28 protein-coding genes are annotated in these 26,347 nt (G+C 70.4%); 12 read left to right on the top strand and 16 right to left on the bottom strand.

Translation table 11 applies throughout. The features are described 5' to 3' along the window. Positions 1–32 precede the first annotated feature (32 nt). The 4 genes from Aph01nite_RS08230 (at position 33) to pknB (ending at position 6,115) form a co-directional block, all read left to right on the top strand. The gene (locus Aph01nite_RS08230; protein WP_204040157.1) at positions 33–1,382 is read left to right on the top strand and encodes an FtsW/RodA/SpoVE family cell cycle protein; all 1,350 of its coding nucleotides are present in this window, start codon (positions 33–35) and stop codon (positions 1,380–1,382) included. Further along, positions 1,379–2,839 (top strand): peptidoglycan D,D-transpeptidase FtsI family protein, encoded by a 1,461-nt coding sequence (locus tag Aph01nite_RS08225; RefSeq protein ID WP_204040156.1) that lies wholly within the window; start codon positions 1,379–1,381, stop codon positions 2,837–2,839. Before Aph01nite_RS08230 ends, Aph01nite_RS08225 begins: the two co-directional genes overlap by 4 nt. Then, on the top strand, positions 2,836–4,209 hold the full coding sequence (locus Aph01nite_RS08220; RefSeq protein ID WP_204040155.1) for a serine/threonine-protein kinase: 1,374 nt from the start codon (positions 2,836–2,838) through the stop codon (positions 4,207–4,209). Before Aph01nite_RS08225 ends, Aph01nite_RS08220 begins: the two co-directional genes overlap by 4 nt. 64 nt (positions 4,210–4,273) lie before the next feature. Next, positions 4,274–6,115 carry a Stk1 family PASTA domain-containing Ser/Thr kinase gene (gene pknB, locus Aph01nite_RS08215; protein ID WP_204040154.1) on the top strand — a complete coding sequence of 614 codons (1,842 nt, stop codon included), beginning with the start codon at positions 4,274–4,276 and terminating at the stop codon, positions 6,113–6,115. Between the two features lie 128 nt (positions 6,116–6,243). Here pknB and Aph01nite_RS08210 read toward each other — a convergent pair whose 3' ends face one another. The 3 genes from Aph01nite_RS08210 to Aph01nite_RS08200 are packed head-to-tail and all read right to left on the bottom strand — an operon-like array spanning position 6,244 to position 7,635. After that, entirely contained in the window at positions 6,244–6,813 is a 570-nt protein-coding gene (locus Aph01nite_RS08210; RefSeq protein ID WP_204040153.1) for an anthranilate synthase component II, read from the bottom strand. Between the two features lie 21 nt (positions 6,814–6,834). After that, complete coding sequence (locus Aph01nite_RS08205; protein ID WP_204040152.1) at positions 6,835–6,993, bottom strand: hypothetical protein; 159 nt, start codon at positions 6,991–6,993, stop codon at positions 6,835–6,837. 12 nt (positions 6,994–7,005) lie between these two features. Beyond that, positions 7,006–7,635 carry a class E sortase gene (locus Aph01nite_RS08200; protein WP_239161486.1) on the bottom strand — a complete coding sequence of 210 codons (630 nt, stop codon included), beginning with the start codon at positions 7,633–7,635 and terminating at the stop codon, positions 7,006–7,008. A 251-nt stretch (positions 7,636–7,886) separates the two neighbouring features. Between Aph01nite_RS08200 and Aph01nite_RS08195 the strand changes: the two genes are divergently transcribed. Continuing rightward, positions 7,887–8,135, top strand: a complete 249-nt coding sequence (locus Aph01nite_RS08195; protein ID WP_204040150.1) for a cell division protein CrgA — start codon at positions 7,887–7,889, stop codon at positions 8,133–8,135. Between the two features lie 70 nt (positions 8,136–8,205). Here the strand turns inward: Aph01nite_RS08195 and Aph01nite_RS08190 are convergent, their stop codons facing one another. Both Aph01nite_RS08190 and Aph01nite_RS08185 read right to left on the bottom strand, forming a co-directional pair. Beyond that, positions 8,206–9,087: a rhomboid family intramembrane serine protease gene (locus Aph01nite_RS08190; protein WP_204040149.1), complete on the bottom strand. Its 882-nt coding sequence runs from the start codon at positions 9,085–9,087 to the stop codon at positions 8,206–8,208. A gap of 101 nt (positions 9,088–9,188) precedes the next feature. Continuing rightward, positions 9,189–9,719: a peptidylprolyl isomerase gene (locus tag Aph01nite_RS08185; RefSeq protein ID WP_204040148.1), complete on the bottom strand. Its 531-nt coding sequence runs from the start codon at positions 9,717–9,719 to the stop codon at positions 9,189–9,191. 155 nt (positions 9,720–9,874) lie between these two features. Here Aph01nite_RS08185 and Aph01nite_RS08180 point away from each other — a divergent pair, with 155 nt between their 5' ends. Continuing rightward, positions 9,875–10,360, top strand: coding sequence for a hypothetical protein (locus Aph01nite_RS08180; RefSeq protein WP_204040147.1), 486 nt, complete (start codon positions 9,875–9,877; stop codon positions 10,358–10,360). Positions 10,361–10,412: 52 nt separating this feature from the next. Here Aph01nite_RS08180 and Aph01nite_RS08175 read toward each other — a convergent pair whose 3' ends face one another. Beyond that, positions 10,413–10,841: a hypothetical protein gene (locus Aph01nite_RS08175; protein WP_204040146.1), complete on the bottom strand. Its 429-nt coding sequence runs from the start codon at positions 10,839–10,841 to the stop codon at positions 10,413–10,415. 116 nt (positions 10,842–10,957) lie between these two features. On the opposite strand from Aph01nite_RS08175, the gene Aph01nite_RS08170 reads away from it, so the two are divergent. From Aph01nite_RS08170 to Aph01nite_RS08155, 4 genes are all read left to right on the top strand, one after another. Then, entirely contained in the window at positions 10,958–11,632 is a 675-nt protein-coding gene (locus Aph01nite_RS08170; RefSeq protein ID WP_204040145.1) for a response regulator transcription factor, read from the top strand. Continuing rightward, complete coding sequence (locus Aph01nite_RS08165) at positions 11,629–12,906, top strand: sensor histidine kinase (protein ID WP_239161485.1); 1,278 nt, start codon at positions 11,629–11,631, stop codon at positions 12,904–12,906. Before Aph01nite_RS08170 ends, Aph01nite_RS08165 begins: the two co-directional genes overlap by 4 nt. An 84-nt stretch (positions 12,907–12,990) precedes the next feature. Next, positions 12,991–13,410 carry a Rieske (2Fe-2S) protein gene (locus Aph01nite_RS08160; protein WP_204040144.1) on the top strand — a complete coding sequence of 140 codons (420 nt, stop codon included), beginning with the start codon at positions 12,991–12,993 and terminating at the stop codon, positions 13,408–13,410. A 54-nt stretch (positions 13,411–13,464) separates the two neighbouring features. Continuing rightward, on the top strand, positions 13,465–13,821 hold the full coding sequence (locus Aph01nite_RS08155) for a cupin domain-containing protein (protein ID WP_204040143.1): 357 nt from the start codon (positions 13,465–13,467) through the stop codon (positions 13,819–13,821). On the opposite strand, the gene Aph01nite_RS08150 is transcribed toward Aph01nite_RS08155, so the two are convergent. The 10 genes from Aph01nite_RS08150 to Aph01nite_RS08105 form a co-directional block, all read right to left on the bottom strand. Continuing rightward, positions 13,818–14,603 (bottom strand): dioxygenase family protein, encoded by a 786-nt coding sequence (locus Aph01nite_RS08150; protein ID WP_204040142.1) that lies wholly within the window; start codon positions 14,601–14,603, stop codon positions 13,818–13,820. The genes Aph01nite_RS08155 and Aph01nite_RS08150 overlap by 4 nt on opposite strands. Before the next feature lie 77 nt (positions 14,604–14,680). Then, positions 14,681–16,087: a sensor histidine kinase gene (locus tag Aph01nite_RS08145; RefSeq protein ID WP_204040141.1), complete on the bottom strand. Its 1,407-nt coding sequence runs from the start codon at positions 16,085–16,087 to the stop codon at positions 14,681–14,683. Between the two features lie 206 nt (positions 16,088–16,293). Then, a complete protein-coding gene (gene atzF / locus Aph01nite_RS08140) occupies positions 16,294–18,036 on the bottom strand; it encodes an allophanate hydrolase (RefSeq protein WP_204040140.1) in 1,743 nt (580 codons plus the stop codon). Between the two features lie 2 nt (positions 18,037–18,038). After that, entirely contained in the window at positions 18,039–18,737 is a 699-nt protein-coding gene (biuH, locus tag Aph01nite_RS08135; protein WP_204040139.1) for a biuret amidohydrolase, read from the bottom strand. Then, complete coding sequence (locus Aph01nite_RS08130) at positions 18,734–19,252, bottom strand: cysteine hydrolase family protein (RefSeq protein WP_204040138.1); 519 nt, start codon at positions 19,250–19,252, stop codon at positions 18,734–18,736. The genes biuH and Aph01nite_RS08130 overlap by 4 nt, the downstream gene beginning before the upstream one ends. Beyond that, positions 19,249–20,382: a BMP family ABC transporter substrate-binding protein gene (locus Aph01nite_RS08125; protein ID WP_204040137.1), complete on the bottom strand. Its 1,134-nt coding sequence runs from the start codon at positions 20,380–20,382 to the stop codon at positions 19,249–19,251. The genes Aph01nite_RS08130 and Aph01nite_RS08125 overlap by 4 nt, the downstream gene beginning before the upstream one ends. 8 nt (positions 20,383–20,390) lie before the next feature. Further along, complete coding sequence (locus Aph01nite_RS08120; RefSeq protein ID WP_204040136.1) at positions 20,391–21,296, bottom strand: ABC transporter permease; 906 nt, start codon at positions 21,294–21,296, stop codon at positions 20,391–20,393. Next, positions 21,293–22,345, bottom strand: coding sequence for an ABC transporter permease (locus Aph01nite_RS08115; protein WP_204040135.1), 1,053 nt, complete (start codon positions 22,343–22,345; stop codon positions 21,293–21,295). The genes Aph01nite_RS08120 and Aph01nite_RS08115 overlap by 4 nt, the downstream gene beginning before the upstream one ends. Beyond that, on the bottom strand, positions 22,342–23,859 hold the full coding sequence (locus Aph01nite_RS08110) for an ABC transporter ATP-binding protein (protein WP_204040134.1): 1,518 nt from the start codon (positions 23,857–23,859) through the stop codon (positions 22,342–22,344). The genes Aph01nite_RS08115 and Aph01nite_RS08110 overlap by 4 nt, the downstream gene beginning before the upstream one ends. Beyond that, the gene (locus Aph01nite_RS08105; protein ID WP_204040133.1) at positions 23,822–24,574 is read right to left on the bottom strand and encodes a GntR family transcriptional regulator; all 753 of its coding nucleotides are present in this window, start codon (positions 24,572–24,574) and stop codon (positions 23,822–23,824) included. The genes Aph01nite_RS08110 and Aph01nite_RS08105 overlap by 38 nt, the downstream gene beginning before the upstream one ends. Positions 24,575–24,709: 135 nt before the next feature. On the opposite strand from Aph01nite_RS08105, the gene Aph01nite_RS08100 reads away from it, so the two are divergent. Together Aph01nite_RS08100 and Aph01nite_RS08095 are read left to right on the top strand one after the other, a co-directional pair. Further along, positions 24,710–25,561: a DUF72 domain-containing protein gene (locus Aph01nite_RS08100; protein WP_239161484.1), complete on the top strand. Its 852-nt coding sequence runs from the start codon at positions 24,710–24,712 to the stop codon at positions 25,559–25,561. A 92-nt stretch (positions 25,562–25,653) separates the two neighbouring features. Continuing rightward, positions 25,654–26,310 carry a hypothetical protein gene (locus tag Aph01nite_RS08095; protein WP_204040132.1) on the top strand — a complete coding sequence of 219 codons (657 nt, stop codon included), beginning with the start codon at positions 25,654–25,656 and terminating at the stop codon, positions 26,308–26,310. Positions 26,311–26,347: the final 37 nt, after the last annotated feature.

Genomic DNA, 26,347 nt, shown 5'->3' with positions numbered 1-26,347 from the left:
CGCCGGCTGCGGTCGAGGTAGCCCCCGTCCCCATGACCGCGAAGCGTCGGGGGGCGCAACTCGCCATGCTCGCCTTCGCCATCCTCGTCGTGATGGGCGCCTACGCGAGCGTCGGCCTCGGCCTGGACGGGAAGATCCCGGCCGGCATGCTGACCTACGGCCTCGGCCTCGGCGGCCTGATGATCGCCGCCTATCTGGTGCTGGCGCGCTTCGCGCCGTGGGCCGACCCCCTGCTGCTCCCGCTGGTGACGCTGGTCAACGGGATCGGCCTCGTGATCATCTACCGGATCGAGCAGACCGGCCAGGCCGGCGCCTCGGCCACCAACCAGCTGTTCTGGACGGCGCTCGGCGTGGTCATGTTCTCCGCGACTCTGATCGCGTTGAAGGACCACCGCGCCTTGCAGCGCCTCACGTACACGATGGGCTTCATCGGCCTGGGCCTGCTGGTGGCCCCGCTGCTCCCGTTCATCGGCAAGGAGATCAACGGCGCCCGGATCTGGATCGGCGTGGGCGGATTCACCATCCAGCCCGCCGAGTTCGCCAAGCTCGCCCTGGTGGTCTTCTTCGCCGGATACCTGGTCGCCAAGCGGGACGTGCTGGCGCTGGCCGGCCGGCGCCTGCTCTTCATCGACCTCCCCCGGGCCCGCGACCTCGGCCCGGTCCTCATCATCTGGGGCTTCAGCCTGGCGGTCCTGATCCTGCAGAAGGACCTGGGCAGCTCGCTGCTGCTGTTCGGCACGTTCATCGTGATGCTCTACATCGCCACCCAGCGGACCTCCTGGGTGCTGATCGGCATCCTGCTCTTCCTCGGCGGCGCGATCGTGGCCGGGCAGATCTTCGACCACGTCACGGCCCGCTTCGAGGTCTGGCTGGACCCGGCCTCGCCGGAGTTCTACGACCGCGAGCTGGGCGGCAGCTTCCAGCTCATGCAGGGCCTGTTCGGCCTGGGTTCCGGCGGCATCCTGGGCACCGGCCTCGGCGAGGGCCATCCCGAGCTGATCCCGCTCTCGTTCTCCGACTTCATCTTCGCCGCCACCGGCGAGGAGCTGGGCCTGACCGGCCTGATGGCCCTGCTGATGGTGTACGCGCTGATCGTCCAGCGCGGCCTGCGCACCGCGATCGCGGCCAGGGACCCGTTCTCCAAACTCCTCGGGGGCGGCCTGTCCTTCATCCTGGCCTGGCAGGTGTTCATCATCGTGGGCGGGGTGACCCGGCTGATCCCGCTGACCGGACTGGTCACACCGTTCATGTCCGCGGGCGGTTCCGCGCTGCTGGCTAACTGGATTCTTATCGCCCTGCTGGTACGCATGTCAGACGCGGCCCGAAGGCCGCCGCCCCAGGCGATCCAGGACGAGGGAATGACGCAGGTGTTCCAGCGATGAACGGCACCCTGAAGCGCGCCGCCGTGGCCTGTCTGCTCATGTTCGGCCTGCTGATGGTCAACGTGACCTACCTGGGCGCGGTCAAGGCGGAGGACTACCGCGGCGACTCGCGCAACCAGCGCTCCTTCTTCGCCCGCTACAGCGTGGACCGGGGCTGGATCACGGCCGACGACGGCAACACGACGCTGGCCAAGACGGTGGACACCGGCGGCGACTACCGCTTCGAGCGGCAGTACCCGGACGGCAAGATGTACGCCCACGTTCTGGGCTTCTTCGCGCCGGAGAGCTCCCGCGGCGTCGAGCTGTCGGCCGGCAAGTACCTCGACGGCAGTCACCCGGATCTGCTGGTCCGCCGGGCGATCGAGTTCATCAGCAACGAGCCCCCGAAGGGCGCCAGCGTCGATCTGACGATCGTCCCCCGGGCGCAGAAGGTCGCGTACGACGCGCTGCGGGCCAGCGGCAAGCGCGGCGCGGTGGTGGCGATGAACCCGAAGACGGGCGCCGTCCAGGTGATGGTGTCGGTGCCGACGTACGACCCGAACGTGCTGGTGGAGCCGAACAAGGCCAAGGTCGCGACGGCGTTCAACAAGATGGTCGCCGACGAGCAGGATCCGCTGCTGAACCGGGCGGTGGACAAGACCTACCCGCCGGGTTCGACGTTCAAGGTGGTGACGGCGGCGGCGTTCCTGGAGGACGACCCGAGCCGGACCCCGGAGACGCAGGTGGACGCGCCGCAGGTGCTGGACCTGCCGCAGACCACGGTGGGCCTGCCCAACTACGGCGGCGCCGCCTGCGGCGGCGGCCAGGTCTCGCTGCGGTACGCGCTGGAGCGCTCGTGCAACACCCCCTTCGCCAAGTTCGGCATGGAGCTGGGCTGGGACAAGATGCGTGAGCAGGCCGCCAAGTTCGGCGCCGGCGAGCCCTTGCCGTTCACTCTCCCGGTGGCCAAGAGCGACATCGGCCCGGAGGAGGAGCTGGCGGCCCTCGCCCAGCTCTCCATCGGCCAGCGCAACAACCAGATGACGCCGCTGCAGATGCTCCTGGTCGCGGCCGGCATCGCCAACGGCGGCGAGGTCATGACGCCCTACCTGGTGCACAAGATCGTCGACCCGGACGACGGCGTCATGGACGAGACGCAGCCGAAGCCGATGTCGGAGGCGGTCAGCGCGGAGACGGCCGCCAAGCTGAAGGACATGATGGTGTCGGTCGTGCAGGCCGGCACCGGCACCGGCGCGCAGATCCCGAACGTGAGCGTGGCCGGCAAGACCGGCACCGCGGAGGCGGGTGACGCGCCCGCGCCGCACGCCTGGTTCATCGGCTTCGCCCCGGCCGACGACCCCGAGGTCGCGATCTGCGTGTTCATCGAGGCCGGCAGCGCCGGCACCGGCGCCACCGGCGGCGGCACGGCCGCTCCGCTGGCGCGGGACGTGATGCAGGCGGTGCTGCAGGCGAAATGAGCCATCCCCTGCTCGGTAATCGTTACCGGCTCACCGCCCGTATCGCCGCCGGGGGGATGGGCGAGGTGTGGCGTGCCACCGACGAGCTGCTCCACCGCGAGGTCGCGGTGAAGCTGCTGCGGGCGCACGTGGCCGCCGACCCCGCGTTCCGGGAGCGGTTCCGGAGCGAGGCCAGGTTCACGGCCGGGCTCACCGACGCGGCGATCGCCCAGGTCTTCGACTACGGCGAGGAGGACGACACCGCGTACCTGGTGATGGAGCTGGTGCACGGGGAGCCGCTGTCGGCGATCCTGGCCAGGAACGGGCGGCTGAGCGCGGAGGTCACGCTGGACGTGATCGCGCAGGCCGCGCGCGGGCTGAACGTGGCGCACCGGGCGGGCATCATCCACCGGGACATCAAGCCGGGCAACCTGCTGATCACCGACTCCGGCATGGTGAAGATCACCGACTTCGGCATCGCCAGGGCGCTGGAGGCGGCCCCGGTGACGCAGACCGGCACGGTGCTCGGCACCGCCCAGTACGTGAGCCCCGAGCAGGCCTCCGGCACCACGCTCACCCCGGCCACGGACATCTACTCGCTGGGCGTGGTGGCGTACGAGTGCCTGGCCGGGCGGCCGCCGTTCACGGCCGAGACGCAGGTGGCCATCGCGCTGCACCATCTGAACGACCCGCCGCCGCCGTTGCCGGAGAACGTGCCGCCGCCGCTGCGCGCCCTGGTGGCGGCCATGCTCGCGAAGGATCCGGCGATGCGGCCGGCCAGCGCCCGGGAGCTCGGCGACCGGGCGCTCGTGCTGCGTGACTCGCTCGCGGGAGGAGTCCCCAGCGGAGCGTTGAGCACGCTCACCGACCCGTCGGGCTTCCCGGTGACGGGTGGCATCACCCGGGTGGGGGCGCCTCCGTCCGGCGGTCCGGGCACGCGTACGTCGGTGGCATTGCCCACGCCGCCCGCTCCGCCCCTCCCGTCCCCCGCGCCACGCCGATCGCCGTTGCTCGCTCTGGTCATCGCCGGCGTCGCGGCGACCCTGGCTCTGGGCACGTTCGTCATCATGGAATTGCGCGATTCCGGCGTACCAACAAATGAGGGCAAACCTACGCAGGTCATACCGGTTTCGCAGGTGCCGACGCCGAAGAAATCGCCCTCTCCAAAGCCGTCGAAGCCAACGCCATCGGTGCCGTCGGCCCGTCCGACACCGTCCCCGTCGGCTACCGTTAGCACGACGGCGACTCCATCGCCAAGTCCGTCGCCGTCTCCGTCCCCGACTCCCACCCCGACCCCGACGCCGAGCGAGACTCTGACGCCAAGTGAGACTCCACCAACCCCCTCAATTACCCCAAGCGCCTCAACCATCTCCGAAGAGGAGACGTCATGACGTACGGGGTCGATGATGGACATCGGCGGCACCCCAAGATGAACGGCAAGGGACAGTGCAGGAAATGACTCAGCCACGGCTACTCGGCGGTCGATACGAACTCGACGGCGTCGTCGGGCGTGGCGGCATGGCCGAGGTCTATCGAGCCCGGGACATCCGGCTGGACCGCATCGTCGCGATCAAGACGCTCCGCTCGGATCTGGCCAGGGACCACACGTTCCAGGCCCGCTTCCGGCGCGAGGCTCAGTCGGCCGCGTCCCTGAACCACCCGGCGGTCGTCGCGGTGTACGACACCGGCGAGGACATGACGGACGGGACGCCCGTGCCGTACATCGTGATGGAGTATGTCGACGGGCGGACGCTGCGCGACCTGCTGCGCGCCGACCGGCGGCTGATGCCGGAGCGGGCGGCGGAGCTGGTGGACGGCATCCTGCGGGCGCTGGACTACAGCCACCGCGGCGGGATCGTGCACCGGGACATCAAACCGGCGAACATCATGGTGACCCGCAACGGCGAGGTCAAGGTGATGGACTTCGGCATCGCCCGGGCCATGGCCGACTCGGCCGCCACCATGACCCAGACCGCGCAGGTGATCGGCACCGCGCAGTACCTGTCGCCCGAGCAGGCGCGCGGCGAGCGGGTGGACGCGCGCAGCGACATCTACTCGACCGGCTGCGTGCTGTACGAGCTGCTGACCGGCCAGCCCCCCTTCACCGGGGACTCGCCGGTGGCGATCGCCTACCAGCACGTGCGGGAGGACCCGATCCCGCCGTCCCGGATCGATCAGGACATCCCCCGCTGGTGCGACGCGATCGTGCTGAAGGCGATGGCCAAGGACCCGGTGCAGCGCTACCAGAGCGCCGCCGAGATGCGGGCCGACCTGCAGCGCGCCGTCCAGGGCATGCCGATGGACCCGCAGACCATGGCGCTGGCCAACAACTACGGCCAGTACGCGGGCGCCGACCGCACCCGGGCCATGACGACCACGTCGGGCCCGCCCACCCAGGGCACCCGCCACATCCAGCCGTACGAGTACGGGCCGGAGGAGCGCGGCAGCCGCAGCGACCGGCACCGGCAGCAGAGCGGCAACACGGCGCTCAAGACGGCGGCCTGGATCCTCATCCCGCTGCTGATCATCGCCGCGTTCATCGGCGTGGGCTACATGTTCCTCAGCTCGCCCAACCAGCCGCCCGCGGCCGACCAGGTCGAGATCCCGATCGTGGAGGGCCAGAGCCAGGCGGAGGCGGAGGCGGCGCTCACCAGCGCGGGCTTCAAGGTCACCCCCGAGCAGGTGTTCAGCAGCGACGTCAAGAAGGGCCGCGCGATCACCACCGACCCCGTGCCGGGCACCAAGCTGGCCAAGGGCGAGACGGTGGTCCTGAAGGTCTCCAAGGGCGTCGAGACGGTGCTGGTGCCGGACGTGACCGGGAAGACGCAGGAGGAGGCCACGGCCACGCTCCAGGAGGCCGGCTTCTCGGTGACGATCGGGTACAAGAACGCCCCCTCGGCCGAACAGGGCAAGGTCATCGAGACCAAGCCGGCCGCGGGCGCGGAGGCGCCCAAGGAGAGCAAGATCCGGATCATCCTGCCGGTCGAGATGGTGGACCTGCCGAGCGTGGTGGGCCTGACCGTGGAGGACGCCAGGGCGACGCTGGAGGGCGCGCAGTTCAAGGTGAAGGTCGTGGAGCAGCCGAGCGACGCGGTGGTGGCCGGTCAGGTCATCGACCAGACGCCGGCGGCGGGGAGCAAGCACCCGCCGGGCCGCACGATCACGCTGATCGTGTCCAGCGGGCCGTCCCAGGAGTTCCCGAGCGACACCCCGACCGACGACCCGACCGACGACTTCCCGCCGACCGACATCCCGGGCGACGGCGAGGTCGACATCGGCGACAACCCGAACGGCTGATCGAAGGGCTCTCCCTCCGGGGAGGGCCCTTCCTCATGCCGGGGACAGGCACAAAAAGAGAGGGCTTCCGCCACTCGGGGGCAATGGCGGAAACCCTCATCCAGATGTCGTCTCCCGGTCGTGTCGTGTTACACGATTTGAGCGAGCCAGTTTCCGAATAGTTGATGGCCGTGTTCGGACAGCACCGACTCGGGATGGAACTGCACGCCTTCGATGGGGGCGGTCCGGTGGCGCAGACCCATGATGACCCCGTCCGCCGTGGTCGCGGTCACGTCCAGCTCGATCGGGACGGTGCCGGGCTCGACGGCCAGCGAGTGGTAGCGCGTCATCGTGACCGGCGTGGGCACGCCCGCGAACACCCCGCGCCCGTCGTGCCTGATCCTGCTGGTACGCCCATGCATCAGCTCCGGCGCCCGGCCCACCTTGGCCCCGTACGCGATGGCGATGGCCTGGTGCCCGAGGCAGACACCCAGCAGCGGCAGACGGCGCGCGGCGCAGTGGCGCACGAGCGGCACACTGACCCCGGCGTCCTCGGGCGCACCGGGGCCGGGCGAGATGAGCACGCCGTCGAACCCGTCCGCGTCGCCGACGGCGACCTGGTCGCGGGGGCGCACGTCGCAGTCGGCCCCCAGCTCGCGCAGGTACTGCACGATCGTGTGCACGAAGCTGTCGTGGTTGTCCACGACGAGAACGCGCATCACACGACTCCTTACGGCGCCTTATGGTCCTACGGTCACCCGGTCCAGCGGGACGAGGGGTTCCGCCCAGGGGAACACGACATACCAGAGTAGGGCGGTCAGGACACCGAGCAGGACCAGGGTGGCGCCCAGCTTGAGGGCGACGCCGCCGGGGAGCCTGCGCCAGATGAAGCCGTACATGTGGGTCTCCGGTCAGGTGCGGCGTTCGTGGGTGCGGTCGAGCACGCCGTACACGATGAGGCGTTGCCGGGCGGAGTATTCGGGGTGGCAGGTGGAGAGGGTGAGGAGGGCGTGCCTGGCGCGTTTGCCGGGCTGTTCCGGCACGGGTTCGATCACGTCCAGCTGGGTCGGGTAGACGATCTTGCTGCTGGTGACGCGGTAGGTGTAGCGGGCCTGCCGCGCGTCGATGATCACTTCGTCGCCGGGCCGGAGCTCGCCGATGCGGTTGAAGGGCGCGGAGTACGTGGTCCGGTGGCCGGACACCACGAAGTTCCCGATCTCGCCGGGCAGGGCGGTGCCGGGATAGTGGCCGGGCCCCTGGCGCAGGTGTTCCGCGTCGACGCCCTCGACGATGGCGTACTTGTAGTCCACTCCCAGCTTGGGGATGCGGATCATGGCCAGTGCTCGGCCGAGTTCGATGCTGTCCAGTTTGCCGTCCCCGCGCACGGGGCTGGTGGCCTCCTGCGCGAGCTGCTGTTGCAGCAGCACCTGGTGCCGTTCGGTGTAGGCGCCCGTGCCCCACAGCAGGTACGCACAGAACAGCAGCATGATCGAGCCGAGGGTGATGCTGAGCTCACCGAAGGTCCGGAGCACCGCCCGCACCGCACACCCCCTCATGTGACGATGCCCCAAGGTAAGCCGCGGCACGGCCGCGAACCGGGCCGCCGTGCCCGGTGTTGGCGGATCGTTTGCATTTCATCCGGCGGGATCGTTTGCCCGTGAACAGGATCGAACCAGCTCGGAATGGCTGTCCGGACGACTGGGGACTATTCTTACTCCGGACTTCGCTCGCCAGCGACTACGCTTACAGACAAACCCGCAAGACAGCGCGGGTGACCACCAGGAGAACTCCCGTGCCCAAGTCCAACGTACGCAAGAAGGCCGTTTACACGCCGCCGCAGAAGACCTCCACGGTCAAGGTCAGCCCGCGCTGGCTCGCGCCGGTCATGGTGGCGTCGTGGATCATCGGCATCGGCTGGATCGCCGCGTATTACATCGTCGGCGCGGAAGGCCCGGTGTTCGGGGTCCTGCACAACTGGAACCTGCTGATCGGGTTCGCCCTGATCATCTTCGGCGTGGTGCTGTCCACGAAGTGGCGCTAGCCCCTCAGGGTGTTCCGGGCTGCGACTTTCCACAGGCTTTATCCACAGCCTGGGGAAACAGCCCGGAACCCTAGCCGAACCCGCGCTGGATCTCCGCGATCAGCGCGTACGGGTCGCCCAGCACCACGGTGAGCACCAGCGCGACCAGGACCGCCGCCGCACCGGCGAGCTGGATCACGGTGCGGTTCCGCTCCGGTGCGTACGCGAAGATGGCCGCCACCAGGGTGCCGACGACGAGCCCGCCCAGGTGGCCCTGCCAGCTGATGCCCGCGATGGTGAACGTGAGCACCACGTTGATGCCGATCAGCCAGATCACGCCGCGGGCGTCGTACCCGAGGCGGCGGGAGACCACGAACAGGGCGCCGAACAGGCCGTAGATCGCGCCGGACGCGCCCACCGACGGGTAGACGCTGAACAGGAAGACGGCCACCGAGCCGCCCAGCGCCGACAGCAGGTAGAGCGCGGCGAAGCGCAGATGCCCGAGACGGCGTTCCAGTTCGGGGCCGATCGCCCAGAGCGCCCACATGTTGAAGAGGATGTGGGTGATCGCGAACGCGCCCCTCGGCGGCATGTGCAGGAACGCGCCCGTGATCAGCCGCCACCACTCGCCGTTCTCGATGTCCCCCGGGGAGGTGTTGTAGGCCGCCACGAACGGGTTCCCCAGGACGATCTCCCCGAAGTACGCGACCACGTTGACGACCAGCAGCGTCCAGGTCACCCGCGGCACGCTCACCGCGCCCCCGCCGAACAGGGCCTTCGCCTGCCGGACGGTCTTGTTCCCCTCGCGCACGCACTCGACGCACTGGAAGCCGACGGCGGCGTCGCGCATGCAGTCGGGGCAGATCGGGCGGTCACAGCGCTGGCAGCGGACGTAGGTCTCTCGTTCGGGGTGCCGGTAGCAGGTGGGGACCGCTTCCGCACCCGGTTGCATCGAGGGTGGCTGGGTGGTCATGGGGTCCTTCCGAAGGGGTCTATCCACAGACTGCCACATGAAGACGCCGCCCCGGCCGCGAGATCAGCGGCCGGGGCGGCGTCGGGCGTGAACCGCCGGGCTCAGGAGCGCTCGATGGTCACCTCTTCGAGCACGACGTCCTTGAGCGGCCGGTCGCGGCTGTCGGTCTCGGTGGTGGCGATGGAGTCGACCACCTCGGTGCCCTCGATCACCTCACCGAAGATCGTGTGCCCCTGGTTGAGGTGCGGGGTGAGGCCGACCGTGATGAAGAACTGCGAGCCGTTGGTGCCCCGGCCCATGCGCTTGCCGGCGTTGGCCATGGCCAGCAGGTACTTGCGGTTGAAGATGTTCTCGGTGTGGATCTCGTCGTCGAAGTCGTAGCCCGGCCCTCCGACGCCCAGGCCGAGCGGGTCGCCGCCCTGGATCATGAATCCGCTGATGACCCGGTGGAAGATCGTTCCGTCGTACAGGCGGTCGGTGGTCTTGGCGCCGGTCTCCGGGTGGGTCCACTCCCGGGTGCCCTCGGCGAGCTCGACGAAGTTGCGCACCGTCTTCGGCGCCTGGTTCGGGAAGAGCTTGACGCGGATCGTGCCATGGTTGGTGCGCAGATTCGCGATGAGGTTCTCAGCCATGCGAGGCCGCCCCCCTTACGTCGGTGATTGTTCCGGTCTCGGTGTTCATTCTCCGATGACAGGGTATCGAGGCTCCCGCCGGAGGCCGTCCATGATTGAGGGCTATCGCTGCGGGAAGGGGACGCAACGGGGCCCCAATCACCGGGGAGGTTTCCGTGTCCCTGAATCTCAGAAGACGCCGCGTCGAAATGGTGCTACCGCAGACGTGGCAGGGCCGCATGAAGGCCCAGGCCATACGAGCCGCCGACCGTGCCGGCCCGATGGCCAGCAGTGCCCGCGAGAACGCCTATGCCAGAATCCAGGATGCCCGCGTCTGGGCAGCACCCAAGCTAAAGCATGCCGCCCGCTCAGTCGAGTACCAACTCGCGCCGCGCGTGAGCATGATGCTGGAGGAGGCGTCGCGGCGGGTGGATCCCACGCCGATGCAGATGAGGACCCGGTCCAGTTGGCCGACCATGGTGCTTTTCGGCGGGATGGCGCTGGGCGCGATCGGTTTCATGATGTATCGCAGGAACGCCCAGCACTGGGCGGAAGTGATGAGGACCAGCGCGGACGAGGTCAAGGCGAAGGCCGAGGAAGCGACCGAGTCCATGAAGCCGCAGGGTTCCCGCAAGGACGGGGTCAGCGGCAAGAAGCCGTAGCTCTCACCCCAGACGCGGCCGATCACCCGGACGGGCGATCGGCCGCGTCTTCTCATTCGGCGGGCGGGACGGCGGGAACGGCGGGGACGGCGCAGCTCATGGCGTACGTCACCGCGCCCTCCGGAGGTGCGGGCAGGGTCTCGTCGCCCTGGCCCGTCCCGTACGCGACCACGCCGGCCTCGGTCGCCATCGTGAAACGAGGTCCTTCCAGACCCTCGGGGGCCCCGGGGACCTCGGTCAGCTTGGCGGGTTCCGCCGGGGCCGCGTCGGGGTGAGCAGGGATGGCCGGGATCGCCGGTACGGCGTCCACCTCCTCGCCGTTGACGTAGACCCGGCCGTCCTTGAGCTGGAGGGCCACGGTCACACCGGCGCACTCCGGGGGTTCGGGGGCCGGGTCCTGGGTGGCGTTGGCCGCGCCGGTGAGGGTCATGGTGAGGGCGAGCGCCAGGGCGCCGGCGGCGAACAGGCGTGTGCGGGGCATGCGAGCTCCTTCGGATCGAGTGGGTCCACAGTCGCGGGCCGTACCTGAAGTGGGGCTTAAGGCGGCTGAAATGATCTTCAGGCTGCCTTTAGGTGGGTTCGGGCAGGCTGGGGCGCATGCGCGTGCTGTTGGTGGAAGACGAGCGGCGGCTGGCCGACCTGGTGAGGAGCGGCCTGGCCGAGGAGGGGTTCGCCGTCGACATCGCCCACGACGGCGTGGAGGGGCTCTGGCTGGCCGGGGAGAACGCCTACGACGCGATCGTCCTGGACGTCATGCTGCCGCGCCTCAACGGGTACGCGGTCTGCCGGCGGCTCCGCGAAGCGGAGAACTGGACGCCGATCATGATGCTGACCGCCAAGGACGGCGTCTACGACGAGGCCGAGGCCCTCGACACCGGCGCCGACGACTTCCTCTCCAAACCCTTCTCGTACGTCGTGCTCCTGGCCCGGCTCCGGGCCCTGATCCGGCGCGGTGGCCGGGAACGCCCCACCGCCCTGACCGTCGGCGACCTGGTGGTGGACCCGGCCAGCCTCACCTGCCGCCGGGGCGGGACCACGATCCCGCTCACCCCGAAGGAGTTCGCGGTGCTGCACGCGCTGGCCCGGCGGCCCGGCGAGGTCGTCTCCAAGGCGGACCTGCTCGCCCAGGCCTGGGACTTCGCCTACGACGGCGATCCCAGCATCATCGAGGTGTACGTGAGCGCGCTCCGCCGCAAGATCGACGCGCCCTTCGGGCGGACCAGCCTGACCACGGTCAGGGGGGCCGGATACCGGCTGGAGGCAGGGCGGTGAAGACGCTGGTGGCGGGGTGGTCGTTGCGGGTCAGGGCGACCGTGGTGGCGACGCTGGTGGTCGCGGTGGCGCTGGGGGCCGCGGCGGCCGTGCTGACCGGGGTGCTGCGCGGGAGCCTGGTGCGCAGCGCGACCGACGCGGCGTCGACGCGGCTGACCAGCGCGGCGGGGCTGCTGGCGGTGCCCGCCGTCCCGGCGTTTCCGGTGGCGTCCGCGAGCCTGGGGGTCTCGTACGGCCCGGAGGCGAGCCTCAGCGCGGTGCTCGATCCCGACGTGCGGGTGGCGCAGCCGGGGGCGGTCGGTCAGGGCTGGTCGCAGGCGCAGGAGGGTTATGTGACCCTCGCGGAGACGGTGGCCACGAGCAACGGGCCGCTGGTGGTCCACACGCGGGCCTCGCTGGCGCCGGCCGACCAGGCGCTCGCCGCCCTGCGCACGCTGCTGATCTTCGGCATTCCCGCGCTGCTGATCCTGGTGGCACTGCTGACCTGGCTGTTCATGAGCAAGGCGCTGGTGCCCGTGTCCGGGATCACCGCCAAGCTGGCCGACATCACGGCCCGCGACCTGCACCAGCGTGTGCCGGTGTCGGACACCCGCGACGAGATCGCCGCCCTGGCCCGTACGGTCAACGCCACGCTGGACCGGCTGGAGACGGCGGTCGGGCGGCACAAACGGTTCGTCGCGGATGCCGCGCACGAGCTGCGGAGCCCGATCGCCACCTTACGGACCCGGCTTGAGCTGGGGGAACGTACCGCGCCCGAGCTGGCCAGGGAGTCGCTCACCGATGTGGCGCGGCTTCAGACGCTCGCCGCCGACCTGCTCCTGCTGGCCCGCCTGGACGCGGGTGAGCCCTTACGCACGGAGGAGGTCGATCTGGGCCAGCTCGCCACCGAGGAGGCCCTCCGCTTCCACCCCCAGATCCCGATATTTCTGGATATTTCATCGGATGTGGTGGTCGAGGGGTCGCCCGCGCACCTCACCCGCGTGGTCACGAACCTGCTCGGCAACGCCCTCCGCCACGCCGAATCCAAGATCACCGTACGCGTCACGCCCGACGCCACCCTCGACGTCATCGACGACGGCCCCGGCATCCCGCCCGAGCACCGCGAATCCGTCTTCGACCGGTTCACCCGGCTCGACGAGGCCCGCGACCGCGACGCCGGCGGCGCCGGCCTCGGCCTGGCCATCGCCCGCGACATCGCCGTCGCCCACGGCGGCACCCTCACGGTCGCCGACACCCCGGAAACCTGCCTGCGCCTGAGCCTCAAACCCCGATGAACCACTTGAGCCACTTTGAACCAGATCATCCCGGCGTCCGTTCACCGGTACGGAGGCATCCTCGTGTGACCAGAAAGGCAATCCATGGAAGAACCGGGAACTTCCCGCCGCAGGTTCATCTTCCGCGGGCTAGCCGGCGGCATCACGGCCGCCCTCACCTCAGCCGTCGCCCTGGTGCGACCGGCTGACGCCGACACCGAAGCCGCCCAGGGGGCCTTCCTGGCCAAGACCAAGAACATCCCGCTCCGCGGCGGCAAGATCGTCAAAGTGAAGAGCACCCGTTACGTGGTGACCCAGCCGAGCAAGGGCGTCTACCGCTGCTTCACCGCCAAGTGCACCCACCAGGGCTGCACGGTGGCGAGCGTCAGCGGGCGCACGATCAACTGCCCCTGCCACGGCAGCAAGTTCTCCATCAGCGACGGCCGCGCCGTCCAGGGTCCCGCCACCAAGGCGCTCACCAAGAAGAGGATCACCGTCAAGAAGGGCTCCATCCGCCTGGCCTGACAGAAGCGCCTTCGCCGGGTACGCCCGGGAGCCTGCTTGCTACCGTGATCCCCCGTGACTGTCTACACAGGCAACGCGGCGGTGGACTCGGCGGACAATCGGGGCTGGCTCCTGGGCCACTTCATGCCCTCCGACGACGTACGGCACAGCGAGGACGTCGAGATCAAATGGGGGCTGCACCCCGCGGGCGAGGGCCGCGCGCAGTGGGTGACCGGCGAGCACCGCACCGCCCTGCTCTTCCTGATCAGCGGCAGGTTCCGGCTGGAGTTCCCCGACCAGACCGTGGAGCTGAGCCGCCAGGGCGACTACGTGGTCTGGGGCAAGAACGTCGACCATTCCTGGTACGCCGAGGAGGACTCCGTCGTGGTGACCGTACGGTGGCCGTCCGTGCCCGGGTACGCGGTGCCCTAGACGCGTACGTCCAGTTTGGCCGTGTAGCCGTTGCCCGCGTCGCCGGTGACCGTGGCGAGCTGGGCCTCGTAGCCGTCGCGGAAGACGCTGTCGTCGTCCAGGGAGAGGCCCGGCAGGTTGGCGGCGCTCTGCTCGTAACCGGGGGCCGCGTACGCCTCGGCGCACGCCTGCTCGGGGAAGGCCAGCTGGGTGACCTTGACGCCGTCGGAGGCGCTGACGGCCTCCTGGAGGTTCGCGTACACCTGGAAGTGCAGGTGCGGCCAGCGTCCCGCGTACGCGCCGGGGAAGATCGTGGTGAACCGGACCAGGCCGTCCGGGCCGGCCTCCTGGACGCCGCGCAGGTAGTTCTCCTCGGTGACGCCGTCGGAGTACATCGAGTATCTGCCCTCGCGGTCGCAGTGCCACAGGTATATGGCCGCGCCCGCGTACGCGGATCCGCCGTCGAGGACGGTGAACTCGACGGTCAGCGGGATGCCTTCCGCCACTCCCGCCGACGAACCGAAGCTGGACCGGATGTCCTGCCGGACGACCCCGCTCTGGGTCAGCGCGTCGGGGCCGTTGGAGCCGTCCCCGGGGAAGGGCCCGGCCGTCTCGTCGGGAATCTCCTCCTGCCCGCCCGCCGATCCCGTCGATCCCGCCGACACTCCGGTCCCGCTCTGCGTCTCCGGCTGGGTGCAGCCCACGGCGCCCACCAGCACCGCGCCCCCGACCAGCCCGAGCATCCCTCGTCTGCCCACCAACCGCGACAGGTCGAACGCCAGCCCTCGGTCGTGATCGTGCATGTGGTCCTCCTCTGTTCGGTTAGGACCACCTTCCACCTTTCATCTGAGAATCCGATGACAAGGACGGCAGATTCCCGTTAGGTGGCGCCTTTGCCGAGATCCGGGATCGTCCAGTTCCGCCGGGTGGGGCCCCTGCGTCCGCCGGCTCCCGCGCTTGGGGATCGGGTCTGCGCGCCTACGGGCGCGCACTCGTACACCGGGAGGCTCAGGACGAAACGGGCGCCTCGCTCGCTGTCCTGGATGGTCAGGGTGCCCTGGTGGGCTTCGGCGATCTCGCGCGCGATGGGCAGGCCCAGGCCGGTGCCGCCGGAATCGCGTTCGCGGGAGGCCGCCAGCCGGGTGAAGCGCTCGAAGACCATCTCGCGCTGCTCCGGCGCTATGCCGGCACCGTCGTCGAGCACCTCCATGATCGCCGTGCACCCCTCGCTGCGCACGCTGACGGTGATCCGCGAGTTCGCGTGCCGTTCCGCGTTGTCGAGCAGGTTCACCAGGACCCGTGTGATCCGGAGCCGGTCGCATTCGACGTAGACGTTCCGCCGCAGGTTCTTGACCAGTTCCACCCGGTAGGTCCGGCGGTCCACCTCGGCGGCCACCAGCATGCTCAGATCGGTCGGATTGCGGCTGAGCGGGGCGCGGGCGTCCAGCCGGGCCAGGGTCAGCAGGTCGGTCACTATCGCCTGGAGCCGGTCCACGCCGGCGAGCACCGACGTGGCCATCTTCGGCCAGTCGGTGTCCTGGGGGTACATGAGGGCCTGGTCCAGCTGGACCCGCATGGCGGAGATCGGGCTGCGCAGGTCGTGGGAGGCGTCGGAGGTGAAACGCCGGAGCTGCTGGTAGGCGCCTTCCAGGCGGTCGAGGGTGTCGTTGACGGTCTCGGCCAGGAACTTGATCTCTCCGTACTTCCGGGGTACGGGGACGCGGCGGTCCAGGCGGCTGGCCGTTATCTCGGCCAGCTCCGCCTGCATGGCGTTGACCGGGGCCACGACCTTGGTCAGGTCGCGGAAGACCCAGCCGGTGATGCCCGCGGTGACCAGGACGGAGACGCCGATGGCCAGGAGCAGGGCGGTGGCGTCGCCGTACCAGGGGATGACCGGGACCGCCACGTAGAGGGGCCAGATACCGTCCGGCTGGTAGACCTTGTACGACACGACGGTGCTGCACCCGACCAGCCCCCGAGGGGGACACAGCACCTGGGCGGAGCGTACGTCGCCGTTGCCGGACAGGAACGTGGCCATGGGGGGCTTGCCGAGGAGTTGCTGCGTGGAGGCGACCACGTTCCCGCGCGCGTCCAGGACCTGGATGGCCTCCACCTGGCTGTCCGGCAGCAGCGACGGGAGGGGACCTTCCCTGATCAGGGGAACCACCCGGTTCCAGGCTTCGGTGGCCCGCGCCTCCACGCGGTCGGTGTCCTTGCCGGCCACGTACAGCAGGAAGAGGAAGCTCACGGCGATGCAGACGAACAGGACGACCGTGCCGGTCGCCACCGTTCTTCGCGCCCGGAAAGACGAACGGTTCCAGTTCAACATCTGGGTCCCCCAACCGTGATGTCTCTCACCCCCTACGAGTCAAAGAACCTCGAAGTCTGGCCATAACGTCCCGTCCCAAGGCAAAGTTTCGGGTGCGCCATCCATGCCGATAGTGATCTGACCTGGCAGAACATGCATACAACATACTGCACGTAGCCAAATCATTACCTCTCCGGCGGACCTCCCCGGCTGTTCAGATAGGCGGGCCAGCTGCCGAATTCGGTGATGTCCTTGGCGTCGGCCGCCGCGTACGACTCGCAGAGGAATCCGTGTACCAGACGTCCGTCGGACAGCTCGATCGTGCCGAGGCCGAGTGGAGCCGGGATCTGGACGAGGAGCCGCCCGAGGGCCTCCGGGGTGAGGTGGTGGAGCTCCACCTCGACGGACTCGCCGCCGGTCACGCGCATCATGCCGGGCCGGTCGCCGAGGTCGTAGAGGCGGTAGGCGCGAGCCGTCCCGGACAGGCCCTGGCAGCGCGCCCCCAGGGCGGCCAGCTGGGGATGGAGCGGCTGCCCGGTCCGATGAGCCCCCACGACCGCCAGCACGACCGGCTCCGGGGCCCGCGTCGTCACCTCCTCCAGGGACTGCCGGAGCGCGCCGGTCATCCCGTCGGGGTTCCGTTCCGCCTGCCGCCTGTGGAAGGCGTCGGCCAGGTGGGCGATCAGCCCGTCGGACCCGGACGGCCCGAGCAAGGTGAGCCCGTGCGGCCTTCCCTCCCCGGTCATTCCCGCCGGTACGGCCACCGCCGCCAGATCGAGCAGATTCGCGAACGTCGTGTAGTGCCCGAGCATCGAGTTGAGCCGGATCGGGTCGGCCGTCATCTCCGCGACCGTGACCGTGGCCGGTACCGACGGCACTGCCAGCACGTCGATGTCCGCCCAGGTCGCGGTCGTCTCCGCCCGCAGCTCGGCCAGCCGCGCGAGGCCACGGAACACCTCCACGCCGGTGATCTCCCCGCCGCGCGACAGCACCTCCCGGGTGATCGGATGCACCTCCCCCGGACGGCTGAGCACGAAGTCCCCGACCCCGGCGAGGCGTTCCGCCAGCCAGGGCCCCTCGTACAGCAGGCGGCCCGCCGCGAGGAACGGCGCGAAGTCGACGGCGACGATCTCGTGCCCCAGCCCGGCCAGCGCGGCCACCGTCTCGTCGAAGGCCGACCGCGCCGCCTCGTCGCCGAAGAACTCCAGCTGCGCGGGCACCCCGACCCGGAGCCGCCCGGCCGGCCCGCCGAGCGCGAGACCGTCGGCCATGATCCCGGCGGTGGTGACGGCGTCGGGCACGGACAGGGCGAACACGCTGGCGCAGTCGAGCGAGGCGCAGGCCGGGACCAGGCCCGTCGTCGGCACCGCCCCCCGGGACGGTTTCAGGCCGACCACGCCGGTGAGCGCGGCGGGCACCCGGCCGGACCCCGCCGTGTCGGTGCCGACGGCGAAGCTGACCAGCCCGGCGCTGACCGCCACCGCCGACCCGGAGCTGGAACCGCCGGAGATCAGCCCGGGGACCAGCGGCGACTCCGGCACGCCGTACGGGCTGCGGATGCCGGACAGGCCGGTGGCGAACTGGTCCAGGTTGGTCTTGCCGATCAGCAGGGCGCCCGCCGCGAGCAGCCGTTCCACCAGCGGAGCGGTACGGGACGCCACGTACGCGTACCCGGGGCAGGCGGCCGTGGTGGGCAGGCCGGCCACGTCGATGTTGTCCTTGACCGCGAACGGCACGCCGTACAGCGGGCCGGGGCGGATCTCGGCGAGCACGTCCCCGATCGGGCGCAGGGTGATCCACACGCCGTCGTCGCCGCGTTCCCCGATCCGGCGGAACACCTCGGCGACCACGTCGGCGGGGGTGTACGCCCCCGCCGCGTAGCCGCGGGCGAGCGCCGCGATCTGCAGGCTCTTCACCTCAGGCGTCACCGTCACCCCGTCTGCACGGAACGCAGGGAACGCAGGAGCGCGGAGGACGGCGCGATCGCGCCGAAGACGCCGCCCTGCATGGTCACCATCTTCAGGGCGGCCTCGTAGTTGCCCTTGTCGGTGGCGCCGGTGCAATCGGTCAGCAGCAGGCACTCGTAGCCCCGGTCGTTGGCCTCCCGCATGGTGGTGTGCACGCACACGTCGGTGGTGATCCCGGTCAGGATCAGGTGGGTGATCCCGCGCGTACGCAGCAGCAGGTCCAGGTCGGTGGCGTAGAAGGCGCCCTTGCCGGGTTTGTCGATGATCGGCTCGCCGTCCAGGGGCGCGACCTCGGGCACGATCTCCCAGCCGGGCTCGCCGCGAACCAGGATGCGCCCGCACGGGCCCGAGTCGCCGATGCCCGCGCCGATGCGCTTCGACCGCCAGAGTTTGTTGGGCGGGCAGTCGGACAGGTCCGGCCGGTGGCCCTCCCGGGTGTGGATGATCAGCATCCCGCGCTCCCTGGCCGCCGCCAGGACGACGGCCGTGGGCTCCAGGCCGGCCCGGGTGAGCGAGAGGTCGTAGCCCATCATGTCGACGTATCCGCCGGGTCCGCAGAAGTCGACCTGCCAGTCGATGCAGATGATCGCCGTGGTGGCGGGGTCGAGCCCGCCGTCGAAGGGCCAGGCGTAAGGCTCAGCGCTTATTGCCGGAAATTTCATGATCGCTCCATAAGTGTGGCGACAGCCGTACGGGTGCCCACCGCGCCGAAGATGCCGCCGGACATCTCGATCGTCGACAGGGCTCCCTGGCGCAGGTCCGGGGAGGCGGCGGTGCAGGCGTCCTCGACCAGCAGGCACTCGTAGCCCCGGTCGTTGGCGGCCCGCATCGTGGAGTGCACGCCCAGCTCCAGGCAGCAGCCCGCCAGCAGCAGCAGGTCCCGGCCCTCGGCCCGGAGCACCGAGTCCAGGTCGCTGCCGTGGAAGCCGTCCCAGCCCGCCGCGCGCACGGTCCGGTCGGCCCGTACGGGCGGGGCCTGCGCGGGCGGCACGACCGGCCGGTACGGCGGGCGCACCCGTACCGACACGACCAGCCCGCCGGCCGCCCGCACCTGCTCGGCCAGGGTCTCGACCTCCCGATCCGGGCCGGCCGGCCGCGGGCAGGCCACCGCCAGCAGCGCGAGCCGTACCGGATCGACGTGGCCGTGCCAGGGCCAGGGGTAGGGGCTGGTGCTCATGCCTTCGGCAGGGTTCCGACGACGCCGTCGACGAAGTAGTCGATCTTCTCGATGGTGGTGTAGTCAGGCACCGTGCCCTCGGGGATGCGGATCTTGCCTTCCTGGTCCTTGATCGGCCCGGCGAAGGGTGAGCCGGTCTTCAGCAGCTCGCGGGCCTTGTCGATCTCGGACTTGGTCGCCTCGTCCACCATCGGGCCGTACGGGGACTGGACGAAGGGGTTCTCGCCGGTCTTGTAGCCGACCCGGAAGTTGGCGTTGTACTTGGAGCCGGTGAAGCCGCCGCCGAGGGTGGTCTTCACGATGTCGGTGTAGAGCGGGCCCCAGTTCCACTGCGAGCCGGTCAGCCAGCCCTTGGGCGCGATCGCGGAGGCGTCGGCGTGGTAGCCGACCGTGAACTTGCCGGCCGCCTCGGTCGCCTTGATCACGGTGGCGGTGCAGTCCTGGTGCTGGGTGATGACGTCCACGCCCTGCTTGAGCAGGTTGGCGGCGGCCTCGGCCTGCTTCGCCGGGTCACACCAGGAGGAGGTGCTGACCGCGTAGGTCTTCACCGCCGGGTTGACCGACTGGGCGCCGAGCTCGAAAGCGTTGATGTTGTCGATGGTCTGGGTGATCGGGAACGCGTAGACGTAGCCGAGCTTGCCGGACTTGGTGGCCTTGCCCGCGGCGATGCCGGCCAGGTAGACCGGCTCGTACACGGTGCCGAAGAACGTGCCCGCGTTGGCCGGGACGGCGGTGGTGATCAGGTTGCCCTGCTGCACGACGGCGACGTCGGGGTGCTCCGCGGCGACTTTGAGCGCCGCGTCGAGGTGACCGTACGAGGTGGCGAAGATGATTCTGGCGCCCTTGGCGATCATCGAGTTCATCACCCGGGCGGCGTTGTCGTCCTCGGGCACGTTCTCCGCGGTGATCACCTCCAGGTTCGGGAAGGCCTTGGCCACCTCCTGGCTGCCCTGGTAGGCGGCCTGGTTGTAGCCGTAGTCGTCCTTGGGCCCGACGAAGATGAACCCGACGGCGGCCGAGTCCTTGCCCGGCGCGGCGGTGCCGCCCGAGGTGGTCGTGGCGGTGCCGGTGGTGTTCGCGGAACAGGCGACGAGGGGGAGCAGTAAGGCCAGAAGCAGGGGTTTCCGCATGGTCTCTCCTAGGTGAAGACGCGGCGCAGTTCTTCGGGGGCGGCGCGGAGGGTGCGCCGGCCGAGGATCGCCAGGATCGCGAGGGTGATCAGGAAGGGCAGCGCGTCGAGGGCGAACTGGTTGAGCGAGATCCCTCGGGCCTGCAGCGCCGGGGCGAGTGCCAGCGCCGCACCGAACAGGTACGACCCCGCCATCACCCACAGGGGACGCCAGGCGGCGAAGATGACCAGGGACACGGCGATGAAGCCCCGCCCGGCGGTCATGCCCTCGAACCAGGCGTGCGCGTACGCGGTGGCGAGTTGTGCTCCCCCGATTCCGGCCAGCGCGCCGCCCGCCACGACGGCGGCGCCCCTGATGAGTCCCGGCCGGTAGCCGTGGACGTGTAGCACGTCGGCGCGTTCCCCGGCGGTCCGCAGCAGCAGCCCACCCCGGGTGGACCGCAGCCACCACCACAGCAGCGGCGCCGCCAGGAACGACAGGTAGGTCACCGGGTCGTGCTGGAACAGGATCTCGCCGAGCAGCGGCACGTCGCTGAGGAGCGGCACGGCCACCGGGTCGAACCCGGGCGCCGCCCGGCCCACGTAGGCCGCACCGAACAGCGAGGTGAGGCCCAGGCCGAGGAACATCACCGTCAGTCCGGTGGCGAACTGGTCGGACCGCCGCCAGACCACCATGACGGCGTGGACCAGGGCGAGCAGGCCGCCCGCGACGGCCCCGGCGGCCAGGCCGGCCCAGGGGCTGCCGGTCTCGGCCGCGATCGCGTACCCGGCCAGCGCGCCGACGAGCATGGAGCCCTCGGTGCCCAGGTTGACGACGCCGGCGCGCTCGGCCAGCGTCTCCCCCAGCGCGGCGAACATGATCGCCGTCCCGCCGCGTACGGCTCCGGTGAGAACATCCACGACCAGGTCACTCATGAGGAGCTCCTCTTGGCGGTCCAGCCGAGCACGGCGAGCAGGATCAAGGCCATCAACACGTTCACGGTGGCGGCGGGCAGGCCGCTGTCGAGCTGCAGGCTGTCGCCGCCGACGGTGATCGCGGCGAGCATGAAGGCGGCCGCCACGGCCGGCAGCGGGTTGTGCCGGGCCAGCCAGGCCGCCAGGAAGGCGATGTAGCCGATGTTCGTGGTCAGCCCCGGCCGGAGCTTGAACTCGACGCCGGCCAGGTGGATCACGCCGGCCAGCCCGGCCAGCGCCCCGCCCAGCAGCATGGCCGTGAGCAGCAGCCGGCCCACCCGCAGCCCGGCCCGGCGGGCCGCCTCCGGGTTGCCGCCGGTGACCGCGAGCCGGAAGCCGAACGCGGTGTGCCGCAGCGTGAACCAGACCGCCACGGCGGCCAGCAGGGCCAGGATGATCCCGGCGTGCACCGCCGTACCGGACAGCAGGGGCAGGCGCTGCTCGATGCTGAGCGGCGGGGTGGCGGGCTGGCCCGAACCCTGGGCGTCCTTCCAGGGCTCGTAGATGAGGTAGAGCATCACGTCGAGCGCGACGTAGTTGAGCAGCAGGGTGGTGACGGCCTCGTTGACGCCCACGGTCACCCGGAGCATGACCGCCAGCCCGGCCCACAGCGCGCCGCCCAGCGCGCCCGCGACCAGCATGAGCGGCAGCGCCGCCGGGCCGGACACGACGAGCCCGACGCCGGCCCCGGCCACCGCCCCGATGATCACCTGGCCCTCGCCGCCGACGTTGGCCAGGCCCGCGCGGGCGGGCAAAACCACCGCCATGGCGGCCAGCACAAGCGGCGCGGCCTTCATCACGATCTGCTCGATGCTGAACCCGCTGGTCATCGAGACCACCATGTCCACGAGCGTCGTGACGGGGTTGGCGCCCTTGGCGATCAGCAGCACGCTGAAGATCGCGATCGCGCCCGCCAGGGCGCCGGTCCAGCGCCCGGCCGCCGCGAGGTACCCGGGCTTGGGGGAGACCAGCGGCGAGGCGACCGGGGTGGGGGTGAGCTGGGTGGTCATCGTGCGCCTCCGAGCATGAGCCGGCCGATCTCCTGGCGGTCGGCGCCGAGCGCGGGAACGATCCCGGCCAGGTGACCGGCGTGCATCACCGCGATCCGGTCGCTGATCGAGATCAGCTCGTCCAGGTCCTCGGAGACGACGAGCACGGCGGCGCCCGCGTTGCGCCGCTCCAGGAGCAGCTCCTGGGTGCGCCGGGTGGTGGCGATGTCCAGCCCCCGGCTCGGGTACGCGGCGACCACCAGCACGCTGTCGCCCCGGCCGAGCGCCCGGGTGAGCATGACCCGCTGCACGTTGCCGCCGGACAGCTCGGCCACCCGGCGGTGCCCGGGAGCCATCTGGAGGCCGACCCTTTCCTCCAGGTCTGTGGTGATCTTCCGTACCGAGGGCCAGTCCACGTTGGCGCGGCGGCGGGGGATCTCGGGCAGGCCGAGCGCCACGTGCTCGACGATGGTCAGGCCGGGGACGACCGCGTCGGCCAGCGGGTCCTCGGGCACGTCGCAGACGCCCTGGCCGAGGGCCTGCCGGGGGCCGGTCACCGGCGTGCCGGCAACGGTCACCGTGCCCTTGGAGACCGGGCGCAGGCCGCAGGCCACCTCGCACAGCTCCCGCTGGCCGCTGCCGGCCACCCCGGCGATCCCGACCAGCTCGCCGGGGCGTACCTGGAGGGTGACGTCGCTGAGCCGGAGCACGCCGCTCTCGCCGTACGCGCTGACGCCGGTCATGACCAGCACGGGCGCGGCGCCCTCCGGCGGCGCGGGCCGCTCCGCGGGCAGGCCCGGTACGGCCCTGCCGACCATGGCCTCGACGAGCTCCGCGTCGGTGAACCCGCCGGGGTCCACGCCGTTGAGGATCACCCGGCCGCCGCGCAGCACGGTGACCCGGTCGGCGATCGCGCGCACCTCGTTGAGCTTGTGGGTGACGATCACCACGCCGTACCCGGACTCACGGAGGCGTTCGACCACGCCGAACAGCGCGGTCACCTCCTGGGGCGCCAGGACGCTGGTCGGCTCGTCGAGGATGACGATGCGCGACCCGGTCATCAGCACCTTGAGGATCTCGGCGCGCTGCCGTTCGCCGATCGACAGATGCGAGACCCGCGCGTACGGATCGACGGCCAGGCCGTGCTCCGCCGCCGCCTCGGCGATCACGCGGGGTCTGACGCCGCGCACCGCCAGGGCGATGTTCTCGGTCACGCTCAGCGCCGGGACCAGCCGCAGGTCCTGGAAGACCATGCCGATCCCGAGGGAGCGGGCCTGGGCCGGGGAGGTGACGGCGACCTGGGCGCCGTCCACGGAGATCGCGCCCGCGTCGGGACGGTGCACGCCGTAGACGAGCTTGAGGAGGGTGCTCTTGCCCGCGCCGTTCTCGCCGACGAGCGCGTGCACCTCGCCGGGGCGCACGTCGAAGTCGACCGAGTCGTTCGCGAGCACGTCGCCGAACCGGCGGGTCAGGCCCCGGACGGCAAGTAGTGGAATATCAGTCTTTGCCCCGGTTCGCGGGTCGGTCAAAGTCATGGCGCCTGCCTCGGTTGAGGGCCATCTGAGTGATCGCGCGAGCGGCGCGCCGCTCCACGACGTCCATGGACTCCCCCACGTGGCGGCGCATCGCGGTCAGCGCCTCGGCGTGCCGGCCGGCCAGGACCTCCTCGGCGATCTCCAGGTGCTGGAGGATCGTCAGGGTGATGCGGTCCGCGGTGAGGAAGTCGTACATGCGCACCGCCCGGATCCGCGCGTTGACCGCGGCCAGGGTGCTCGTGAGCGCCGCGTTCCCCGACGCGCGGCTCATCGTGACGTGGAAGTCCTCGTCCATCAGGACGAACTGCGGATCGGGCTCCGGCTGGTCGTCCCGCAGGGCCCGCCACTGGTCACGCAGTGGCTCCAGGATCGCCGGGTCGTGACCCCGGACGTCCGGGTCGAGCGCACGGCTGATGCCGCGCAGTTCGAGGGTGATGCGCAGTTCGTACAGATCTCTGAGGTCGGACAGGTCGGGCTGGGCGACGTAGTAACCGCCGTCCTGGCCGCGTTCCACCAGGCCGTCGGCGAGGAGCCGGACGAGCGCCTCCCGCACCGGGGTACGGGAGACCCCCAGCGCGGCGGCCACGCGTTCCTCCACCAGGCGGGCCCGGATGGGGAACTCGCCGATCATCAGCCGGCGGCGCAGCTCACCGTAGACCTGGTCCCGCCGCAGCTTGACGCCTGGATCCCGCTCTGTATACAGGCCTGTATCCACGAACTGGACGCTAAAGACGCCCTATTTCCCGACAAGTCGGCTTACGTTAATTCCGGGTAGCCAACCCCTCACCGGCTCGCCCACCACTCCGTGGCCCACCGTGTGGCCCACCGTCTCCTTCGGTAGCGTCGGACCATGCGCCTGTTCGTGGGATGTGCGATGTGGAGTCACGCGCCGTGGCAGGGGCGTTATCTTCCCCATCCGCTCGCGCCCAAGGAGCGGCTGAAGGCGTACGCGACCTGGTGTGACGCCGTGGAGGGCAACACGACGTTCTACGCGGTGCCGTCGAAGGCCACGGTGGCGTCGTGGGCGGAGCAGACCGGGCCGGACTTCCGGTTCATCCTGAAGTTGCCCAAGACGATCACGCATGAGCGGCGGCTGGGCGATGTGGACGGGGAGGTGCGGTCCTTCCTGGAGGCGGTCGAACCGCTGGGTCCCCGGGCCCACACGCTCTGGATTCAGCTGCCGGGCTCGTTCGCGCCCACCGATCTGGGCGTCCTGGCGCGTTTCCTCCACTCCCTGCCCCGATCCCACCGGTACGCCGTCGAAGTCCGCCACCGCGCCTTCTTCGAGGATCCGCGCGCGGAACGGCTCCTCGAGAACGTGCTCACCGCCGCCGACGCGGAATGGATCCCGTTCGACACCACGGCCTTCTTCCGGAGCCCGCCCACGAGCAACGCCGAACGGGAGACCTGGACCAGAAAACCCCGTCTGCCGCGCCGGACGCGGGCCCTCACCGCGTTCCCGATCGTGCGCTACCTCGGCAGGGACGACTCCGCCCGTACGGTGGAGGGCTGGCGGCCGTGGCTCGACCCCGTCACCGCCTGGCTCCGCGAAGGCCGCTCCCCGACGGTCTTCATCCACACCCCCGACAACGCGGAGGCCCTGCTTCTCGCCCGCCGTTTCCACGACGACGTACGGGCCCGCCTGCCGGAACTCGACCCGCTCCCGGACCCCATGCCGGCCGAGCCCCCGACCCTGTTCTGAGTAGCCGACAAGGCAGGCCTTCGGGAGGCACGGACGGACCCACCGGGCTGGCACCGATGTGGGAGCGGGCGGATCTTCCTACTGTTCGAGGCATGACGACCAGATCCCCCGGCCTGTACGCGGCCTTCGTCTTGTTCGCCGTCGGCATGGTGCTCCGCACCGTGTTCGCGTTCTGGCATCCCAGCCTCGCCATGCTGGACTTCGAGAACCTCTCGCCCATGCGCGAGGAATGGTGGGCGATGCACTTCTTCGCGGGCGCGCCCGGAGCCCTCCTCACCTTCACCGCGTTCCCCGTGCTCGCCTACGCGCTGTGCCGCGAACGCGGTTCCGTGCTCGCGGCCGTGGGCGGCGCCGTCACGGTCACCGGCATCGTCTTCTTCGCGCAGGGCATCGCCGCCGAAGGAGTCACGTACGGATATGTGCTGAACACGGCCGCTCTGCCGGGTGAGCAGGGCGAGCAACTGCTGAGGTACATCACCGACCACGCCGAGCTCTCCCAGATCGGCATCTTCGGCGGCCTGACCGTCACCTCGGCCGGCATCGTCGCCCTCCTGGCCGCGCTCTGGCTCGCCCGCGCGGTTCCCCGCTGGCTGCTGGTGACGCCCGTGCTCGGCCTCGTCGGAGATCTGGTGCTGCCCCTCCAGCTCTTCAGCCTCGAACTGGCCCTGTTCGACCTGCTCACCCAGGGTGTGCCCGTGGTGGCCATCGCCGTCCTCGCCCTGCGTGCGACCGCGCGCGTCCCGAGTTAGTGCTCGCGACTCCGTGCTGGCTCGGATATTCCGCGCT

This window comes from Acrocarpospora phusangensis, assembly GCF_016862995.1.
Taxonomy (GTDB): Bacteria; Actinomycetota; Actinomycetes; order Streptosporangiales; family Streptosporangiaceae; genus Acrocarpospora; species Acrocarpospora phusangensis.
This window is presented reverse-complemented; position numbering and strand designations above follow the sequence as displayed.

Bases quoted from the DNA above. Each gene is read 5' to 3' on its own strand.
- Aph01nite_RS08225 (WP_204040156.1), top strand. From the start codon at position 1,379: ATGAACGGCACCCTGAAGCGCGCCGCCGTGGCCTGTCTGCTCATGTTC.
- Aph01nite_RS08115 (WP_204040135.1), bottom strand. From the start codon at position 22,345: ATGACCACCCAGCTCACCCCCACCCCGGTCGCCTCGCCGCTGGTCTCC.
- Aph01nite_RS08220 (WP_204040155.1), top strand. From the start codon at position 2,836: ATGAGCCATCCCCTGCTCGGTAATCGTTACCGGCTCACCGCCCGTATC.
- Aph01nite_RS08150 (WP_204040142.1), bottom strand. From the start codon at position 14,603: ATGCACGATCACGACCGAGGGCTGGCGTTCGACCTGTCGCGGTTGGTG.
- Aph01nite_RS08125 (WP_204040137.1), bottom strand. From the start codon at position 20,382: ATGCGGAAACCCCTGCTTCTGGCCTTACTGCTCCCCCTCGTCGCCTGT.
- Aph01nite_RS08095 (WP_204040132.1), top strand. From the start codon at position 25,654: ATGACGACCAGATCCCCCGGCCTGTACGCGGCCTTCGTCTTGTTCGCC.
- Aph01nite_RS08205 (WP_204040152.1), bottom strand. From the start codon at position 6,993: ATGTACGGCTTCATCTGGCGCAGGCTCCCCGGCGGCGTCGCCCTCAAG.
- Aph01nite_RS08230 (WP_204040157.1), top strand. From the start codon at position 33: ATGACCGCGAAGCGTCGGGGGGCGCAACTCGCCATGCTCGCCTTCGCC.
- Aph01nite_RS08100 (WP_239161484.1), top strand. From the start codon at position 24,710: ATGCGCCTGTTCGTGGGATGTGCGATGTGGAGTCACGCGCCGTGGCAG.
- Aph01nite_RS08185 (WP_204040148.1), bottom strand. From the start codon at position 9,719: ATGGCTGAGAACCTCATCGCGAATCTGCGCACCAACCATGGCACGATC.
- Aph01nite_RS08130 (WP_204040138.1), bottom strand. From the start codon at position 19,252: ATGAGCACCAGCCCCTACCCCTGGCCCTGGCACGGCCACGTCGATCCG.
- Aph01nite_RS08175 (WP_204040146.1), bottom strand. From the start codon at position 10,841: ATGCCCCGCACACGCCTGTTCGCCGCCGGCGCCCTGGCGCTCGCCCTC.
- pknB (WP_204040154.1), top strand. From the start codon at position 4,274: ATGACTCAGCCACGGCTACTCGGCGGTCGATACGAACTCGACGGCGTC.
- biuH (WP_204040139.1), bottom strand. From the start codon at position 18,737: ATGAAATTTCCGGCAATAAGCGCTGAGCCTTACGCCTGGCCCTTCGAC.
- Aph01nite_RS08170 (WP_204040145.1), top strand. From the start codon at position 10,958: ATGCGCGTGCTGTTGGTGGAAGACGAGCGGCGGCTGGCCGACCTGGTG.
- Aph01nite_RS08160 (WP_204040144.1), top strand. From the start codon at position 12,991: ATGGAAGAACCGGGAACTTCCCGCCGCAGGTTCATCTTCCGCGGGCTA.
- Aph01nite_RS08210 (WP_204040153.1), bottom strand. From the start codon at position 6,813: ATGCGCGTTCTCGTCGTGGACAACCACGACAGCTTCGTGCACACGATC.
- Aph01nite_RS08190 (WP_204040149.1), bottom strand. From the start codon at position 9,087: ATGACCACCCAGCCACCCTCGATGCAACCGGGTGCGGAAGCGGTCCCC.
- Aph01nite_RS08120 (WP_204040136.1), bottom strand. From the start codon at position 21,296: ATGAGTGACCTGGTCGTGGATGTTCTCACCGGAGCCGTACGCGGCGGG.
- Aph01nite_RS08110 (WP_204040134.1), bottom strand. From the start codon at position 23,859: ATGACTTTGACCGACCCGCGAACCGGGGCAAAGACTGATATTCCACTA.